Genomic DNA, 15,597 nt, shown 5'->3' on the forward strand with positions numbered 1-15,597 from the left:
TTTTGGAGGTTTTTTAGTTTGATCATGAACGGCCGGAATTAACAAGTGCGAAAGACCTCGAAAAATAAACCAATTAATAACCATACAACCGAACGTTCGTATATGATAAAATAAGAAAAGCTAGAAATTTACAGTTAAAAATAATAGATTAGCGCAGTGATTCGACATCACATTGAAATTACCCTCGATAACGTTCATGCTGCTGTAAAAACTTGACCACGGACTTTCGATATTAAGCCAATTGTTAGAGGGTTAGATAAATGAGCCAACCAATCCGGATAGTTATAAATAATGAATTTGATATAGTGCTAGCCCGCCAAAAAGGCAGGGAAATGTCCAAAGCGCTTCAATTTGGAACGGTGGACCAGTCCAGAATTACTACTGCAATATCGGAACTGGCCAGAAATATTTATCTTTACGCAAGAAGTGGGGAAATTATCATAAATGTGCTGAAATCAGAAGGGAAAAAGGGTATCCAGATCATTGCGGTTGACAATGGTCCTGGCATACATGATATCCGAATGGTTCTTCAGGATGGATACACTACATCAGGGGGCCTTGGTGCCGGATTGCCTGGTGTGAAAAGATTGATGGATGAATTCATTATTGAATCAGAACCGGGGAAGGGAACAACGGTGAAGATTACGAAATGGGCAAAATCTTCGTAGGTGTATAACACCTAATATACAGAAAAAAGCTGGTTTGGAAAAATCGATCTGCGATTTTTCCCCCAGCTTTTTTTTAAGTCCATTGCTTCTTAACCTGTTCGTGGGCGAGCGATAGTATTTCTTCCTTTGTCGCGTCCCGGTTTGTAATGACATTTGTTTGGTAGCTCTTTCCTTCAAAATTTACCAAAACTGTTACTTGAAGCATAATTCTTTTCCTTTCTACTATTTGTGATTTTCATGGTTGTGAACTAAAGTATTGTTCCAGGGCCAGGGCCTTTCCGCTTGTTTTTAGTCAGCGGGGTGATGTATATATACCATGTGAGCCAGATTGTTAAACATCTAATTCAGGTTGTTTTTCTTCTGCTGTTTCAGGGAAAAGGGAAAGGAAAATCTTCTAGGAGGGTTCCATATGTCTTTTAATAAAGAAAAGAAAGTTGATTTGATGGAATATGAACGGAAAGTCTTAGATGATACGAATCCGAAAAATAATGACAGTAACAAGGGGCGTTTGCCGGATCAACAAAACAGGCTGAAGGACAAAGAAAATTTGAGAAAATAAACGATGACAGGGATAAGCTTAGTGGCTTATCCCTTTCAATATTAATCAGTTTGATCATAGGGATATGAGATGTGGATCCCTGATACATTTCCCGGTTCAACTGGAATAACCTCTATAGACTCCATGTAGCGCTCAAATTCTTTTTTCAGGTCTTCCGGCGCCCCCGTCTTTAAGTGCCAGTTTCCCGGCTCATCCATAAAATAGGGGCTTTTTATGAATTCCGGCCTTTTGATCGGCATTGTGCCATACCTCCCATCTTCTCTGTTCCAGCTATGTCGTTAATGAGGGTTCTTATTTAAAAATTAACCTATTTTTCATATTTTTTAACAGAACCACTCATATTTCTTCCAATTTTAGGCATGTTAAAAAGCGACAAATGAAGAAGGAGTGAGATTTGTGAAGAGGTATTTGAAAGTGTTTGTAATTTTACTTGCTTTCGCAATGCCGTTGCCAGCTGCAGCTAATGGAATTCCTGTAAAAGTGGATGAAGAGGGGATAAACAGGGCGCCAATCCGCCCAGAGAATAGGAATGCTATCGATGATCCTTGTTTGGACGGAAACGAACGGCACCGCCATATGGGAGCGCAGGGCATGCATAAACACCTTTGCGATGCTCCAGGGAAGGAGGAGGTACTAGAATACGTCCAGAAGTATAATCCCAAAAAGCTTGACCAATGGAAAAATGCATTTTTGGACCGGGAAAACCTGCACAAGAGGTGGGCCAGTCCTGAAATGGACGCCGAACGTAAGGCCTGGATAGAAGCCAAGAGGGAAGAAAAGCAAAAAATTCAAAACTCTTATGTTAAAGGAGATATCAGCCTGAAAGAAATGCGGATTAAGATGCGGGCATTACGGGGAACTGCCCACAAACGGAGAATGGGAAATCCTTTTATATACAGGGATTTGCAGCTTGCAGACAAAGCCGGCCGCAAACAAGATGCTGTGAAGGTGCTGGATGAAATGCTTTTGCAGATGAAAGAACGGAACAATAGTCTTAGGGCGTTAATTGAAGAGATAATTGAATAAATTGAATTTTAACATCTTGAGCCACTCGATTGGTGCCTCAATTCTTGTTTATTTTACTTTCCGGGAGTCGGTCGCTCCCCTGACAACTATTCTTGTAAACAGAAGCATATATTATGTATGATTAAACCAATAGTGCAAAATCTTTTATCGAGAGGGGGTCCAGTATGCAAGGTGAAATTGAGGCGAGAAAACAAACAACGTATCTTGCTAACTTGTTTTTACCTGTACAAAAATCAAAACATTTCAGGTTCCTATGGGTCGGCCAGCTTTTCTCTATCCTTGGAAGTTCCATAACGATGGTAATCCTTCCTGTCGTCGTCTATTCTCTGACAGGTTCAACAGTGGTCATGGGAACCACTATGACGATGTATATGCTGCCGAACGTGCTTGTCCTGCCGTTTTCAGGGTTGATCGTCGACCGACTTAACAGGGTAAATGTGATGCTGTTCACCGATATAGTCCGGTTTATTTTAATGGTGGCAGCGATGGTACTCGTGCTGTCAGATGCTTTAACAATACATATTTTATATGGTTTGGTGGCAATATACGGCCTGATGGACGGTTTGTTCCAGCCTGCCTATGCCGCAGTGCGGGCGCAGGTCTTTGTGCCGGAGATCCGCAATGCGGCTAACGCGCTCACTCAGATGAGCCATCAAGGTGTGCGTTTGATTGGCCCTGCACTGGGAGGGCTGATCGTGTCTGCTGCATCCGCAGGCATCGGTTTTGGGTTGGACGCCATAACCTACTTGTTGTCTTTCATTTGCCTGTTATTCATAAGAGATTTGACATCAAAAACGGAGACAAAATCGGAAGCTTACAAATTTAATATGATGAAAGACTTTGCGGAAGGTGTGGCAGTCCTCAAGAGCCAGCCCTGGCTGTGGGTCACAATTTTGGCTTTTTCTTTTATAAATATTTGTTACGCTGGTATCATCGTAGTCTTGATCCCATGGCTGTTCAATGTTCATTATGATTTTGATCCGTTTATTTATGGACTCGCAATGGCATTTTCTGGCGGGGGAGCGGTCCTTGCTGCCTTTATTTTTGGTTCCCGGCAGAAATGGAAGCGCAGGGGCCTGATTGCCTATGGAGGAGTGTTGCTCAGCGGCCTTGCGCTGCTTGCAATGCCTTTTGTGACATGGGCTCCCGGCTTGGTTGGATTGTTGGCCATCGAGGGATTTGGCATCATGATGTTCGCTCTAGTGTGGGAAACGAGCCTGCAGGAACTTGTACCTGAAGAGGCATTTGGGAGAGTAGCCAGCCTTGATATGCTCGGTTCCTTTGCACTTTTGCCTTTGGGCTACCTTTTGACCGGCTGGCTTGCGGATGTAATAGGAGGCATCACGACGATCACTTATTTGGCGGTTGCCGCTTTGGCTATCGTTGCAGTCGCATTATCTGTGCCAAGCATCCGGCGGTTTGATTAATCTGGGAATATTATAAGAAAACTCATTTACTCAGGGCCAGCAGGCTGGTTTTTGTCCGCCAGAACCTTTATGATGGACAGTTTATCCAATTCAGAGGCTGATTTTGTCCATCATTCGCATTATGATGGACAGTTTATTCAATTCAGAGGCTGATTTTGTCCATCATTCGCATTATGATGGACAGTTTATCCAATTCAGAGGCTGATTTTGTCCATCATTCGCATTATGATGGACAGTTTATCCAATTCAGAGGCTGATTCTGTCCATCATTCGCATTATGATGGACAGTTTATCCAATTCAAGGGCTGATTCTGTCCATCATTCGCATTATGATGGACAGTTTATCCAATTACAGAGGCTGATTTTGTCTATTATTCGCATTACGATGGACAGTTTATCCAATTCAGAGGCTGATTTTGTCCATCATTCGTATTATGATGGGCATTTCTCCGACCAGCAGCTCCATTTTGTCCAATCATAGTCACTATTAGAATAATTACATAGTAAATGGGTCACTGTTTTGCGAAGCCTGAACCCGGCAGACCTTGAAAAGACATTCATCCACCCGGAAGCAGGGGAGCAAAAAGTAGGTAAAAGTATTGGGGATTATACATGGCACAACCGCCATCATATCGCACATATTACTTCTTTGCGCGTGAGGATGGGGCGGCTGTGACAGGAGGCTGCTAAGAAGGAGAGTACCTCTGCTGGCGGAAGTTTATTAAAATAGACCGCCAGCGCACTTGTGTTTCCACATAAAAAATAATAGACCCGAAGGACATTGCCTGCGGGTCTGTTACATTATTTTTCTGGCTCGGCAGGGTGGGAGATTTCTTCAAGAGCTTCTCCTGCTTCATCATCAAGGCGGTCGGTGACAGCGAGATCCCCGAGTGATACGATGCCGATGAGTTTACCTTCTTCGACAATCGGAAGACGGCGGATTTGCACATCAGCCATTAATTCGGCAGCTTCCTCGGCAGTCATGGACTTTGTCCCTCTAACTGGGTCACTGGTCATCACTTCTGAGACAGGGGTGTCGATTGGCAGCTGGCTGGCAAGGCCTTTAATGACAAGATCCCTGTCAGTCGCCAACCCGACAAGCTTGTCATCCTCGCATATTGGGATTACTCCCACATCAAGCTCTTTCATTTTTAAAGCAACATCAGTCAGTGGAGTCTCCGGTGTGCAATATTCAACGTCTGTGGTCATTACCTCTTCTATTTTCACACAAGTTCGCCTCCTTTGGTAAAATCGGTTCGTTTTAAATTTACCCGGGCCAAATGATTATAAAACTGTTAGATTATTCTATGAAACATGAATATAGCGCTTTTTTGGCCGGCTCTGTTATGATGTCTGTTAGAAAGGGTAACCTGATGAACAAGGAACAAAGCAAATATTCTTGAAAAACCATTTTAGTTGCAGAACGGTCGAAATTTAAGGTGTCAAAGGGGACATTAAAGTGGAACGATGCGGATGGGTTAACCAGGATGAACTATATATTAAATATCATGATGAGGAATGGGGCAGGCCGGTGCATGATGACATGCTGCTGTTCGAGTATCTCAATCTTGAGGGGGCACAGGCCGGTCTTAGCTGGTATACAATCCTCAAAAAGAGGGAGAATTACCGCGTGGCATTTGATGGTTTTGATCCGGAAAAAATAGTTACATACGATCAAGAGAAGATTGATGAACTCATGCAAAATAAAGGGATTGTGAGGAACAGGCTTAAAATCCATGCTGTCATTACAAATGCAAAGGCCTATTTTAAGGTGGCAGAGGAGTTTGGAAGCTTCAGTACGTATATTTGGTCATTCGTCGATGGTACACCGGTCAAAAACCACTTTCAGTGTTTAAGCGAGGTACCTGCTTCGACAGACATAAGCAACAGGATGAGCAGGGATTTGAAAAAGCGCGGCTTTAAATTTGTCGGTTCGACCATTTGCTATGCGTTCATGCAGGCCACGGGAATGGTAAATGACCACCTTGTAACGTGTTGTTGCTATGAGAACAAGCCAAAACGACAAGCAGCCCTCAACTTCAATCCTGTCCAGGAAAATAAAAAAATCTGACAAAAAGCTTCTTTCTGTCAGATTTTTGTTTTATACGTAGGAAAGCATAAATTGGCAGCAGGAAGAAAACTCGCCGCAGTGGCCAATTTTAGCAACTAAGTACGACGGACAGGAAGTCCTAGTCGGGACATTGCCAGAGGAAGTGGCGTTATTGGCGCGATAAGTGCTACTACGCCTCTTTCATCGCCCTTAGGGGGTCGCCATCGGAGAGTTTTCTTCATCTGTTGCACATTGTCCACATGCCGATGTCTTTAAAGCCGAGCCTTTTATAAATACGGCCTGCTTTTGGATTGTCATAAAACAGGCAAAGGACTTTGCCTTCATCCAAAACATCCTGGACAAGCTTTTGCATGACTGCCGAAGCAAGGCCTTTCTTCCGGTGTTCCGGCCGTGTACATACGCCGACAATCATGGCTGACATCGAGTTTTCTGCCGTGGTGGAAGCTGACGCGGACATTTTTCCGTCTTCTTCTATGTAATAAGTGCGGCCGGTGTTTGATTCCATTGCTTTTAAAATCATATCGCGGGCATCAGAGCTTGTTGGAAATTCCACTATCGTTTGGCGAATATCGACAATCCGGTCTATATCGTCTATTTCTGCTTTTTTGACATTAAAAGCGCCAGCGCCAATATTTACTGCTTTCCGGCACTCCGCAAAGTAAGTAACCTGCTTTTTACCCAGGTTCAACCCTTCCAGCCCTTCAAACTTGTCTACTATTTCTGCCTTTCCTGATAAAGCAGGTGCATCTCCGTATGAAAGGATAATATCAGCAAAACCATTAACATCAAATTCACCTTTCGCGTAAGGAATGAATGCATCGTAAAATTTCAACAGCACTGCGGTCATTTCGCCTTTGTCATTGAACCCAGCCCATAGCTGCTGAAACTCCGCATCATAGCCAAAAGCTTCAATATCCCCTATAAGGAATAGATTGATAGACGGTTCATCTGCAAGAAATGCCATCACCTTTTCATTGTCTTCTTTATGCAGTTTTCGAATCATCGAAATATTCCCCCATCCTATAACTGTTAGAATATAGTAATGGATAATTTGGAAGATTTCAATAAGATTTTGTTGCCCACAGGAGCGGAATTTTTCGGTAAATAGAATCTACTGGTGAATTTTCAATTATGGAGCCAATGGGGTTTCACAAAGCAAAGGATCTGTGAAGAAGAGACCGGCATTCAGAAGATCAAGGGGAGGGGGCGTCGAATTACTTTAATGGACTGAGGCATCATGCGGTTTTTTTGTGCCTCTTTAAGATAAATGAACATGGCTTTTCCGCCTACCGAATTTGCAGAATGGATCGTAATTCGTTCCGCAAACAACTGTTGTTCCACCATTAATTGTACCAGCAGCAGCCCATTTCTGGTTTTGCTGACCAGGTCATGGTCCAATGAGAGATGTTCGATCTCAAAATTCATCAGCAGATCGATACATTCATCAATATCCCTCGCCAGAAGATGTCCTTGAGGGCAACTTCGGTGGTCATCAAGAAAAACACTAATTTTCATTGTTATCCCACCTTCGAAATATTTTCCTTTTTTTTGGATCTTAACCCCATTCTAACACAAAATGTGGGGCATTATTTTTGACGGGACAAAAGTAGCAATACGCAAAGACTGTCATATCAATAGTTTATTACGTCAAAATAGGTCAAAAGTAATTTTTTGGTGATTTTTTAACACCTGTTGCATTGGCCAGATGTTCAGACTCAGTATTGATCTTTTTATTAGATGTTTAATAGCCTAAAAAAATCCGCAGCAAAAAGTTTCCCAATTTTTAATAGAAGCTGCCTGGCCGGATACACGGATTTTAGGAAAATTCTAGTAAACTGCTAGAAAATACGATGGTGAAATGGATTAATTTACCTTCAGATTGAACGAAAGCAATTATGCATATAAAAAATTTTCCCAACTTTTCAAGCGTCTATAGTGATTGCTTTTGTCTGAAAATTAGCAATATACTTTAAATGTAGCGATATAGCTGCCAAAAAACGTGAGAGGAGCTATGGGATGAAAAAAAGAAAAATGCTCGGATCTGCCGTACTTAGCTTTGCAATGGGATTTTCAGTTTTTGCTACCGGGGTTTTTGGACAGGAGGCACAGCCAGCCGATACTTATCGAGTATTTATTCAAGGTCCAAGTTCCGAAAAAGTTAAAGTCAAAAAAATCCACGGTGCACGCTGGGATTTTGGCAATGATGGCCTAACAATTACTGTGAACAGCAAGCAGCATCAGGCGCTATTAAAAAACAAGAACTTGAAGATTGAAAGAGTGCAGGAAGTCCAGTTGCAAACCAGAACTGATGCGGCAGGAAAGGCTGGCGCGGTCGCCAGTGCAGTGCCTAATGACCAGACGCCATGGGGCATCCAGGCGATCTATAATGATAACAACATACAAGCGACTTCTGGAGGAGACGGCATTAAAGTTGCGGTACTTGATACAGGGGCATACACCAGCCATATTGATTTAACAGGCAATGTAGAGCAGTGCAAGGACTTTACCCAGGCAAGCTCGCCTCTTGTCAATGGAAGCTGCGCTGACCGCCACGGCCACGGGACTCATGTCTCCGGGACAGTGCTTGCCAATGGCGGGCATGATGGCCTGGGTATTTATGGTGTCGCCCCTCAATCCGAACTATGGGCTTACAAAGTCCTGAATGACAGAGGTTCAGGCTATTCCGACGATATCGCAGCAGGAATCCGGCATGCTGCTGATGAAGCGGCAAGGACGGGATCCAAGGTAGTCATTTCAATGTCACTCGGCTCAAGTGCAAAAGACTCGCTGATTGCCAGCGCTGTAGATTATGCCTACAGCAAAGGTGCACTTGTAGTTGCGGCGGCAGGAAACAGCGGACCCAGCAGCAACACCATCGGCTATCCTGGAGCACTCGTAAACGCAGTAGCCGTGGCCTCACTGGACAATACCCAAGTGAACGGAACCTATAAAGTTTCCGACTTCTCTTCCCGCGGCAATCCAGCCACTGACGCTGACTATGTCATTCATGAGCGGGATATCGAAGTGTCTGCTCCGGGCGGATCGATCTATTCCACAGCCAATAATGGCGGATATACGACTATGAGCGGCACATCAATGGCCACCCCTCATATATCCGGGCTTGCCGCAAAGATCTGGGCGGCCAATAAAACCTGGAGCCATACCCAGCTTCGTACGGAACTGCAACGCCGCGCCAAGCTATATGATGTAAAGGGAGGAACCGGGGCTGCAACAGGCGATGATTACGCGTCCGGTTTCGGCTTCCCGAGAGTGAAATAGTTTTATATGATTCAATAATTAGAGGATTTTCCCCCCACAAGTTCAACCACCTGGTCATCAACAAGCCAGGTGGTCTTTTTTAAAATATGTTTTACCCGGTTGGAAGGATTGTACAGCATAAAATAATTTCAGAATTTACGGAAAAACATTTAAAAATAGGTCTTTTTGGCTTTTTCAGCAACGTTCATAGGTGATAGATTATTAAAAAAAGCAGTCGACAGGTGAGCTTATGCACTTTGGCCTATTAATCAAATACTATCGGACACAAAAGAAAATGACCCAAAAGGAATTGTCCAAAGGTATATGTTCAGTGCCTCATTTAAGCAAGATTGAGGGCAACCCGAAAGAAGGCAACCGTGATACGATACGTCTTTTGCTTGACAGGCTTCATGTTGATATAGCAGAAATATCCGAAAAGGAAGAACAAATCCAGAGCCTGCTGATCGAATTGAATGAGAATATGAATTTTTACTTAAAGGATGAGGCTGATGTTTGTATGAACAGGCTGAAAAAGGCCGAGGACATCATACCTTTTTCCCCCAACCTATATACATATGAGTTAACAAAATTTAGATACCTGTTGTTTAAGGGTGAATTGTCGCAGGCAGAGATGCAAAAGGACCTTCTGAATAAACAAAAAAATAATTTTTCCCAACATGAGGGCTATTTATATAAGTACCTGAATGCTGTATTTTTATTATCAACAGGGTGCTATAAAAGAGCGGATCGTATGTTTGACGAAATTTTTTCCGAAGCAAACAACGAGATTGCAACCGGTGAAATCCTTTATCACCGTGCCCTTGCGAAAAGTTCGATGGAGCAGTCCGGGTATGCGATCCACTTCGGCAGGCTTGCCTTGCAGGCTTTCACCCACGAGCATAATTTTAACAGGATCCTTCACGTCCTGATGCTGCTGGGGATCAATTATACCCATTCAAAAATATATGAAGAAGCGTTAAGCTGCTTTAAGCACCTGATCAGAAATGCGGAACTTTTGAGCGATTCCACATTGCTCCCGCAAATCTATCATAATATGGGCTTTCTTCAAAAAAAACTGGAAGATTATCAACAGGCAGCCTACTATTTTGAAAAAAGCTTATCTCTGGAGCAGCATAAATCACTCCATTATTTGATTTCTTTATTTTCGATCGCGGAAATTCACTATATCAAAGGCGAAACCAGGCAGGCCCTGGCCAGATTTGAACAGGTATCCCTGCTGGCGAAGAATCTGGAGAATAAAAAATATCAAATGCTTGCCAAATATTATCTCATGGCGATCAATTCACCGGATAAAGCACTGGATTACCTGGTTGCTAGAGTAATTCCTTTCCTGGAAGATGGAGACGGGAATCTGGACGAATTAACAGGGTTTTACAAATTGCTTTCGAATCATTTCATTGAACGGGGAATGCATGAGGAAGCAGTAAAATATATTGAAAAAATCAATTGAAGGAGGAAATGGATTTGAAAAAGTTATTGATTGGTTTATGTTCTGCAGGGTTTTTGGCAGTTTTTGCTTTGGGTGCTGCTTTTGCCGGGGGAGTTTCGTTCGACAAGGCTGTTCACGTTTCAGCACCGGAACACCCACCGATCCAGCCGCCTATCTGATTTGTCACCTGAATACTGTGAACCTTAAGAATTGCGTGCCACTGATATCAGTTGCACGCTTTTTTTATGAAGTGGATAATATTGATAACTACTATTGTTTTGAGGGGGCAATTCAGTGAAGATTCGATCTGCCACGATTGAGGATGTGAAAGGAATCGCCAAAGTGCATGTGGACAGTTGGCGAAGCACTTATCGGGGGATCGTCCCGGATGTGTTATTGGATGAAGAACTTACATACGAATCACGTGAAAAGCAATGGACAGATCATTTCGGCGCCGCCAGTACAGATTCCATTCTGGCTGTGGCAGAAGATGAGAAAAATCAAATCGCAGGCTTTATATCAGGCGGTGCCGAAAGGGACGGCGACCCTGTATATAAAGGAGAATTATACGCCATCTATATATTAAAGGAATATCAAAAACAGGGATTGGGACAAAAATTACTCCTTCCCCTTCTTGATTTTTTAAACTCAAGGGACATTGACAACATGCTGGTTTGGGTGTTCCGGGACAACAATTCCAGGGGCTTCTACCAAACTTTGGGGGGCAAGCTTTATAAAGAAGGCGAATTCGAGATAGGGGGGGCGAAAGTGACTGAACAAGCTTATGCATGGGATAATATAACCAGGCTTAGAGACGAATTGCTAAGGAAATTATGATATGCGTTTGCTATGTACTTTCCTAAGGGTATCACCTCAGGTAGAAGGCATTGGCGTTGGTCCATTCTATAATAGAGGTGAAATTGATGAACATGGATAAATACAGGACCATTTTACAGGCAAAAGAAGGCGAACTGGATGCGTTAAAAGATAAAGCTGCTTCTTGTCCATGGAAACCTTTCTACCATATCCACCCCGAATTCGGCTTGATGAATGATCCGAACGGCCTGGCTTTTTTTAATGGGGAATATCACGTCTTCTACCAGTGGTATCCATATGGCCCGATCCATGGCATGAAGCACTGGGGCCATGTCAAGTCGAAGGATCTCAGTCATTGGGAAAGGATGCCTGTTGCCATTATTCCGACGGAAAACTACGAATCACACGGGGCATACTCTGGAGGGGCGCTGGCCAAGGATGATCAGCTGTACCTTTACTACACCGGGAATATCAAGTTTGGTGACGAAAGCCATATGCGTGATGCAAACCAGTGCCTTGCCGTTTTGGACAATGGCGGGGAAATTCAAAAGCATGAAAAAAATCCGGTCATTGAGGGCACCCCTGAGGGCTACACAGGGCATGTCCGCGACCCGAAGGTTTGGAAACAAGGGGACAGCTATTACATGGTACTTGGCGCCCAGCGGGAAAATGAAACAGGTACACTGATTATTTACGAGTCTGGCGACGCCGTTGACTGGAGCTTAAAAGGTGAATTAAAGACCAATCTTGGCGAATTCGGATATATGTGGGAATGCCCGGACTATTTTCAGCTTGATGGCAGAGATGTGCTCGTGTTTTCACCGCAGGGAATTGGAAATGAAACAGGAAACAACTTTCAGAATATCTTTAATGTCATTTATGCAGTTGGTAAAATGGACCTTGAAAAACTGGAATTCATTGTTGAACATTACCAGGAAATAGATAAAGGCTTCGATTTTTATGCACCGCAAACGTTTGAGGGTAAAGATGGCAGGCGGCTCATGTTTGCATGGGCCGGCGTAGGTGAAACTGAATTCCCGTCTGATAAAAACATGTGGGCCCATATGCTGACACTGCCCAGAGAGCTTCACCTTGACGGAAATATACTGAAACAGAAGCCTGCAAATGAATTAAAAAGCTTGAGGTCCGGCAGAATACGTTTCGAAGGAAGCACCCAGGGCACCAGAGTATTGGAAGATATAGGAGGAAATGCTGTTGAGATGTCAGTCAGAATGTCTCCTGATGACGCGGCCCTATTTGGGCTGGAACTGTTCCATTCTAATCAGGAAGGCTTCCGGATTGAGTTTGACAGGATGTTAAAGGCTGTATCAATTGACCGCAGGAAATTCAATAATCCGATAAAATCAGAGAAAAGGGGCATTAGGACTGCTGGCTGGATTCCATCAGACCAGGTTGAACTAACCATTTTTATCGATAAAAGCATTGTGGAAATATTTATTGATGACGGAGAGACAGTATTCACATCAAGAGTTTTTCCCGAGGCCGAATCAATTGGCGTGCAATTGTTTTCAGATAAAATGGTACACTGGCAAGTAGACCAATTTAACTTAACAAGAGGAATTGAATGAAAATTCATGTGCAACCCCCACATATTCCATCCTCGCACCGAAGATTCTGGTGAAAGGGTTTTTTAGTAATTATTCTTCTAGATCCGGAAAATGCATTGAGGAGGTTCGGCATGGAAACGTATGTGGCAGATATTGACCAACTATTGGAAGATACGGTTGAGATTGCCGAAAATGAGCAATGTTATTCCATTGGTTTTATTGAAATTGACCATTTGCTTGAAAATACCCGTGACTGGTAAGCGATACCGCATTTAAGAGGCCTTCCATTTAAAGATGGGAGGTTTTTTATTGTCGTTTCCGTGAAACGAACGTTTGTGCTATGATTGACTAAACAATTCAGTTTGGGACAGGAGAGGCCATGGGATACGAAATCAAACTACCGGTCAGAGGGCTTGTTGAATATGTTTTTCGCAGCGGCAGCATCGAGTCCGGATTCAGGTCTGCGGTCTCCATGACCGAAGGAGCGAAAGTCCACCGGAAGATCCAGAAAACTTACGGGGAGTCTGATCATAGTGAAGTTTTCCTCCAGGCACGGATAACATATGAAAATCTGGACTTTATTATAGAGGGACGTTGCGACGGGCTTTTATTTTCTGAAAACGAAGTAACCATAGATGAAATAAAATCAACATCCGGAGACATTAGGGTTATCCTGGAGGAGAGCTATCCGGTGCACTGGGCCCAAGCAAAATGCTATGCATACATGTATGCCAAAGACCACGGGATTGACAGGATAAATATCCAGTTAACCTATGTCCAAAAAGAATCCGGGGAGTTCAAAAGATTCATCACTTCCAGTTCCATGGCGGAATTGGAGGGTTTCGTAATGGACCTTGCCAAAGGGTATGCCCCGTATGCGAGGTTAAGGATCCACCATGAACACAAAAAGGAACAGTCCATAAAGAAATTGGATTTTCCTTTCCCGCAATATAGAAAGGGACAGCGCAAACTTGCAGGAGCGGTGTATAAAACCATCCAGGAAGGAAAAACCCTGTTTGCGAGCGCTCCAACCGGAATTGGAAAGACGATTTCCACGGTTTTTCCCTCTGTAAAAGCAATTGGAGAAGGGCTCATTCAGCGGATCTTTTATTTGACAGCCAAAACGATTACCAGGCAAACTGCCGAAGAAGCTTTCCATTTAATGAATAAAAAAGGGTTATGCATGAAAACCGTGACCATTACGGCAAAAGAGAAGATTTGTTTTAACGAGGGCGGCAGATGCCGTAAAAATGATTGTGAATTTGCGGATGGTTATTATGACCGGATTAACGGTGCAGTAATGGATATTTTCGAGAATGAAACGTCCATGGACCGTTCTGTGATTGAACAATACGCCCTGAAGCACAAGGTTTGCCCGTTTGAATTTTCACTTGATCTTGCTTATGCTGCGGATGCTGTCATTTGTGATTACAACTATGTTTTTGATCCGCGGGTTTCTCTAAAAAGGTTATTCGGCGAGCAGAAAAGGCAAACCGTCCTGCTTGTCGATGAGGCGCATAATCTCGTCGACCGGGCAAGGGAGATGTTCTCCGCGCAGCTGAACAAATCAATATTCCTCGCACTTAAACGAGAGTCCAAAGGAAAGAGCAAAGGGATTTTTGAAACGTCAGGGCAGTTGAACAATTATTTCATCCGTCTGAAGAAGGAGGCTGGAGGGGAAAAGTCTATCGTATTATCAGAACTTCCGGATGAATTAAATGCCTTGCTTGAAGCCTTTTCCGGCGAGGCAGAACGGGAGCTTGTTGGCGGGATGGATCCAGAAGATAACCAGCTCCTTCTCGATGCATATTTTGCAGCACAGAGCTGGCTGCGCATCGCCAAACTTTATAGTGACCGGTACGTAATCTATGCTGAGGTTATCAGGAAAGATGTTTTTATAAAACAATTTTGCATCGATCCTTCAGAGCTATTAGGACGGGCGGGCAGTGAATACAGGAGCCGTATTTTATTCTCGGCTACTTTAACCCCGCACGATTATTTTATTGATATGCTCGGCGGCGGCACGGAAGACTACACCGTCAACATTCCGTCACCGTTTCAAGCCGGACAAACAGATGTGTTTATTCAGCCACTATCAACACGCTACCATGACAGGAGCAAATCAATCGACGCTATTGTGAAAACACTTAGTAATGCTGTAGACAGGAAGCCTGGAAACTTTCTGATTTTCTTTCCGTCATATCAGTATATGAACTCTGTTTACGAGGAATGGACTGCCGGAAACCCGGACATCAATACAATCATCCAGAGCCAGGGCATGGTTGAAGCTGACCGCGAAGCTTTTTTGGAGGAGTTTCAGCCCGTCACCGGAAAAGCATTTGTCGGGTTTGCTGTACTGGGCGGCATTTTTTCAGAAGGGATTGACCTGAAAGGGGACCGGCTGAATGGTGTAGTGGTTGTCGGGGTGGGGTTGCCCCAGATTGGCTTCGAACGGAACCTGATTAAAAAATACTTTTCTGAAACCGGCAAAAATGGATTTGATTACGCTTATGTCTATCCCGGGATCAATAAGGTGCTGCAGGCAGGCGGCAGGCTCATCCGCTCGGAAGAGGATACAGGAACAATCATACTTGTGGATGACCGATTCCTGCAGGTAAAATATCAGAAAATGCTGCCGGACGAATGGCTTGACTACCAAATCATCCGCTAAACCAGGCATCGGGTTTTTGTTTAGGAAAGGAAATATTTGCAGACAAATTTTGAGTTTAGTTTTTTTAAAACAAGGGTAAATAA

The 15,597-nt window shown here is 43.7% G+C and carries 17 protein-coding genes and 1 pseudogene; 13 read left to right on the forward strand and 5 right to left on the reverse strand.

Features of this window, described 5'->3' with window-relative positions; all coding sequences use genetic code 11:
- The first annotated feature begins 260 nt into the window (after window positions 1–260).
- Window positions 261–668, forward strand: coding sequence for an anti-sigma regulatory factor (locus CVD19_RS17725; RefSeq protein WP_101583968.1), 408 nt, complete (start codon window positions 261–263; stop codon window positions 666–668).
- A gap of 73 nt (window positions 669–741) precedes the next feature.
- On the opposite strand, the gene CVD19_RS24255 is transcribed toward CVD19_RS17725, so the two are convergent.
- Window positions 742–873, reverse strand: coding sequence for a BA3454 family stress response protein (locus CVD19_RS24255; RefSeq protein WP_142383547.1), 132 nt, complete (start codon window positions 871–873; stop codon window positions 742–744).
- A 204-nt stretch (window positions 874–1,077) separates the two neighbouring features.
- Here CVD19_RS24255 and CVD19_RS24920 point away from each other — a divergent pair, with 204 nt between their 5' ends.
- Window positions 1,078–1,227, forward strand: a complete 150-nt coding sequence (locus CVD19_RS24920; protein WP_180953690.1) for a hypothetical protein — start codon at window positions 1,078–1,080, stop codon at window positions 1,225–1,227.
- A gap of 41 nt (window positions 1,228–1,268) precedes the next feature.
- On the opposite strand, the gene CVD19_RS17730 is transcribed toward CVD19_RS24920, so the two are convergent.
- Window positions 1,269–1,466, reverse strand: a complete 198-nt coding sequence (locus tag CVD19_RS17730; RefSeq protein ID WP_101583970.1) for a hypothetical protein — start codon at window positions 1,464–1,466, stop codon at window positions 1,269–1,271.
- A gap of 157 nt (window positions 1,467–1,623) precedes the next feature.
- Between CVD19_RS17730 and CVD19_RS17735 the strand changes: the two genes are divergently transcribed.
- The 3 genes and pseudogenes from CVD19_RS17735 to CVD19_RS24260 all read left to right on the forward strand — a co-directional run.
- Entirely contained in the window at window positions 1,624–2,253 is a 630-nt protein-coding gene (locus tag CVD19_RS17735; RefSeq protein ID WP_101583973.1) for a hypothetical protein, read from the forward strand.
- Between the two features lie 164 nt (window positions 2,254–2,417).
- Window positions 2,418–3,680 (forward strand): MFS transporter, encoded by a 1,263-nt coding sequence (locus tag CVD19_RS17740; protein ID WP_101583975.1) that lies wholly within the window; start codon window positions 2,418–2,420, stop codon window positions 3,678–3,680.
- A gap of 511 nt (window positions 3,681–4,191) precedes the next feature.
- A pseudogene (locus CVD19_RS24260) lies at window positions 4,192–4,356 on the forward strand (metal-dependent hydrolase); the annotation flags it as partial.
- Window positions 4,357–4,481: 125 nt separating this feature from the next.
- Here CVD19_RS24260 and CVD19_RS17750 read toward each other — a convergent pair.
- Window positions 4,482–4,907 (reverse strand): CBS domain-containing protein, encoded by a 426-nt coding sequence (locus CVD19_RS17750; protein ID WP_101583979.1) that lies wholly within the window; start codon window positions 4,905–4,907, stop codon window positions 4,482–4,484.
- A 232-nt stretch (window positions 4,908–5,139) separates the two neighbouring features.
- Between CVD19_RS17750 and CVD19_RS17755 the strand changes: the two genes are divergently transcribed.
- Window positions 5,140–5,751 (forward strand): DNA-3-methyladenine glycosylase I, encoded by a 612-nt coding sequence (locus CVD19_RS17755; RefSeq protein WP_101583982.1) that lies wholly within the window; start codon window positions 5,140–5,142, stop codon window positions 5,749–5,751.
- 217 nt (window positions 5,752–5,968) lie between these two features.
- Here CVD19_RS17755 and CVD19_RS17760 read toward each other — a convergent pair whose 3' ends face one another.
- Window positions 5,969–6,754: a GNAT family N-acetyltransferase gene (locus tag CVD19_RS17760; protein WP_101583984.1), complete on the reverse strand. Its 786-nt coding sequence runs from the start codon at window positions 6,752–6,754 to the stop codon at window positions 5,969–5,971.
- Between the two features lie 182 nt (window positions 6,755–6,936).
- Entirely contained in the window at window positions 6,937–7,266 is a 330-nt protein-coding gene (locus CVD19_RS17765) for a cyclic-phosphate processing receiver domain-containing protein (RefSeq protein WP_101583987.1), read from the reverse strand.
- Window positions 7,267–7,767: 501 nt separating this feature from the next.
- On the opposite strand from CVD19_RS17765, the gene CVD19_RS17770 reads away from it, so the two are divergent.
- The 7 genes from CVD19_RS17770 to CVD19_RS17790 all read left to right on the forward strand — a co-directional run bounded on the left by CVD19_RS17770 (window position 7,768) and on the right by CVD19_RS17790 (window position 15,514).
- Window positions 7,768–9,030, forward strand: coding sequence for a S8 family peptidase (locus CVD19_RS17770; RefSeq protein WP_101583989.1), 1,263 nt, complete (start codon window positions 7,768–7,770; stop codon window positions 9,028–9,030).
- 229 nt (window positions 9,031–9,259) lie between these two features.
- Entirely contained in the window at window positions 9,260–10,480 is a 1,221-nt protein-coding gene (locus CVD19_RS17775) for a helix-turn-helix domain-containing protein (protein ID WP_101583991.1), read from the forward strand.
- 14 nt (window positions 10,481–10,494) lie between these two features.
- Complete coding sequence (locus tag CVD19_RS24925) at window positions 10,495–10,638, forward strand: hypothetical protein (protein WP_180953691.1); 144 nt, start codon at window positions 10,495–10,497, stop codon at window positions 10,636–10,638.
- 115 nt (window positions 10,639–10,753) lie between these two features.
- Window positions 10,754–11,296, forward strand: a complete 543-nt coding sequence (locus tag CVD19_RS17780) for a GNAT family N-acetyltransferase (RefSeq protein WP_101583993.1) — start codon at window positions 10,754–10,756, stop codon at window positions 11,294–11,296.
- Between the two features lie 92 nt (window positions 11,297–11,388).
- A complete protein-coding gene (locus CVD19_RS17785; RefSeq protein ID WP_101584091.1) occupies window positions 11,389–12,864 on the forward strand; it encodes a glycoside hydrolase family 32 protein in 1,476 nt (491 codons plus the stop codon).
- Window positions 12,865–12,974: 110 nt separating this feature from the next.
- Window positions 12,975–13,103: a hypothetical protein gene (locus CVD19_RS25575; RefSeq protein WP_257985185.1), complete on the forward strand. Its 129-nt coding sequence runs from the start codon at window positions 12,975–12,977 to the stop codon at window positions 13,101–13,103.
- A 119-nt stretch (window positions 13,104–13,222) separates the two neighbouring features.
- Window positions 13,223–15,514 (forward strand): ATP-dependent DNA helicase, encoded by a 2,292-nt coding sequence (locus CVD19_RS17790; protein WP_101583995.1) that lies wholly within the window; start codon window positions 13,223–13,225, stop codon window positions 15,512–15,514.
- The last annotated feature ends 83 nt before the right edge of the window (window positions 15,515–15,597 follow it).

Origin of the sequence: Bacillus sp. T33-2, assembly GCF_002860205.1 — a bacterium.
Lineage (GTDB): Bacteria > Bacillota > Bacilli > Bacillales > Cytobacillaceae > T33-2.

Excerpts from the sequence above, each read along its gene's own strand:
- CVD19_RS17725 (WP_101583968.1), top strand. The coding sequence starts at position 261 with ATGAGCCAACCAATCCGGATAGTTATAAATAATGAATTTGATATAGTG.
- CVD19_RS24255 (WP_142383547.1), bottom strand. The coding sequence starts at position 873 with ATGCTTCAAGTAACAGTTTTGGTAAATTTTGAAGGAAAGAGCTACCAA.
- CVD19_RS24920 (WP_180953690.1), top strand. The coding sequence starts at position 1,078 with ATGTCTTTTAATAAAGAAAAGAAAGTTGATTTGATGGAATATGAACGG.
- CVD19_RS17730 (WP_101583970.1), bottom strand. The coding sequence starts at position 1,466 with ATGCCGATCAAAAGGCCGGAATTCATAAAAAGCCCCTATTTTATGGAT.
- CVD19_RS17740 (WP_101583975.1), top strand. The coding sequence starts at position 2,418 with ATGCAAGGTGAAATTGAGGCGAGAAAACAAACAACGTATCTTGCTAAC.
- CVD19_RS17760 (WP_101583984.1), bottom strand. The coding sequence starts at position 6,754 with ATGATTCGAAAACTGCATAAAGAAGACAATGAAAAGGTGATGGCATTT.
- CVD19_RS17765 (WP_101583987.1), bottom strand. The coding sequence starts at position 7,266 with ATGAAAATTAGTGTTTTTCTTGATGACCACCGAAGTTGCCCTCAAGGA.
- CVD19_RS17770 (WP_101583989.1), top strand. The coding sequence starts at position 7,768 with ATGAAAAAAAGAAAAATGCTCGGATCTGCCGTACTTAGCTTTGCAATG.
- CVD19_RS17775 (WP_101583991.1), top strand. The coding sequence starts at position 9,260 with ATGCACTTTGGCCTATTAATCAAATACTATCGGACACAAAAGAAAATG.
- CVD19_RS17785 (WP_101584091.1), top strand. The coding sequence starts at position 11,389 with ATGGATAAATACAGGACCATTTTACAGGCAAAAGAAGGCGAACTGGAT.
- CVD19_RS25575 (WP_257985185.1), top strand. The coding sequence starts at position 12,975 with ATGGAAACGTATGTGGCAGATATTGACCAACTATTGGAAGATACGGTT.
- CVD19_RS17790 (WP_101583995.1), top strand. The coding sequence starts at position 13,223 with ATGGGATACGAAATCAAACTACCGGTCAGAGGGCTTGTTGAATATGTT.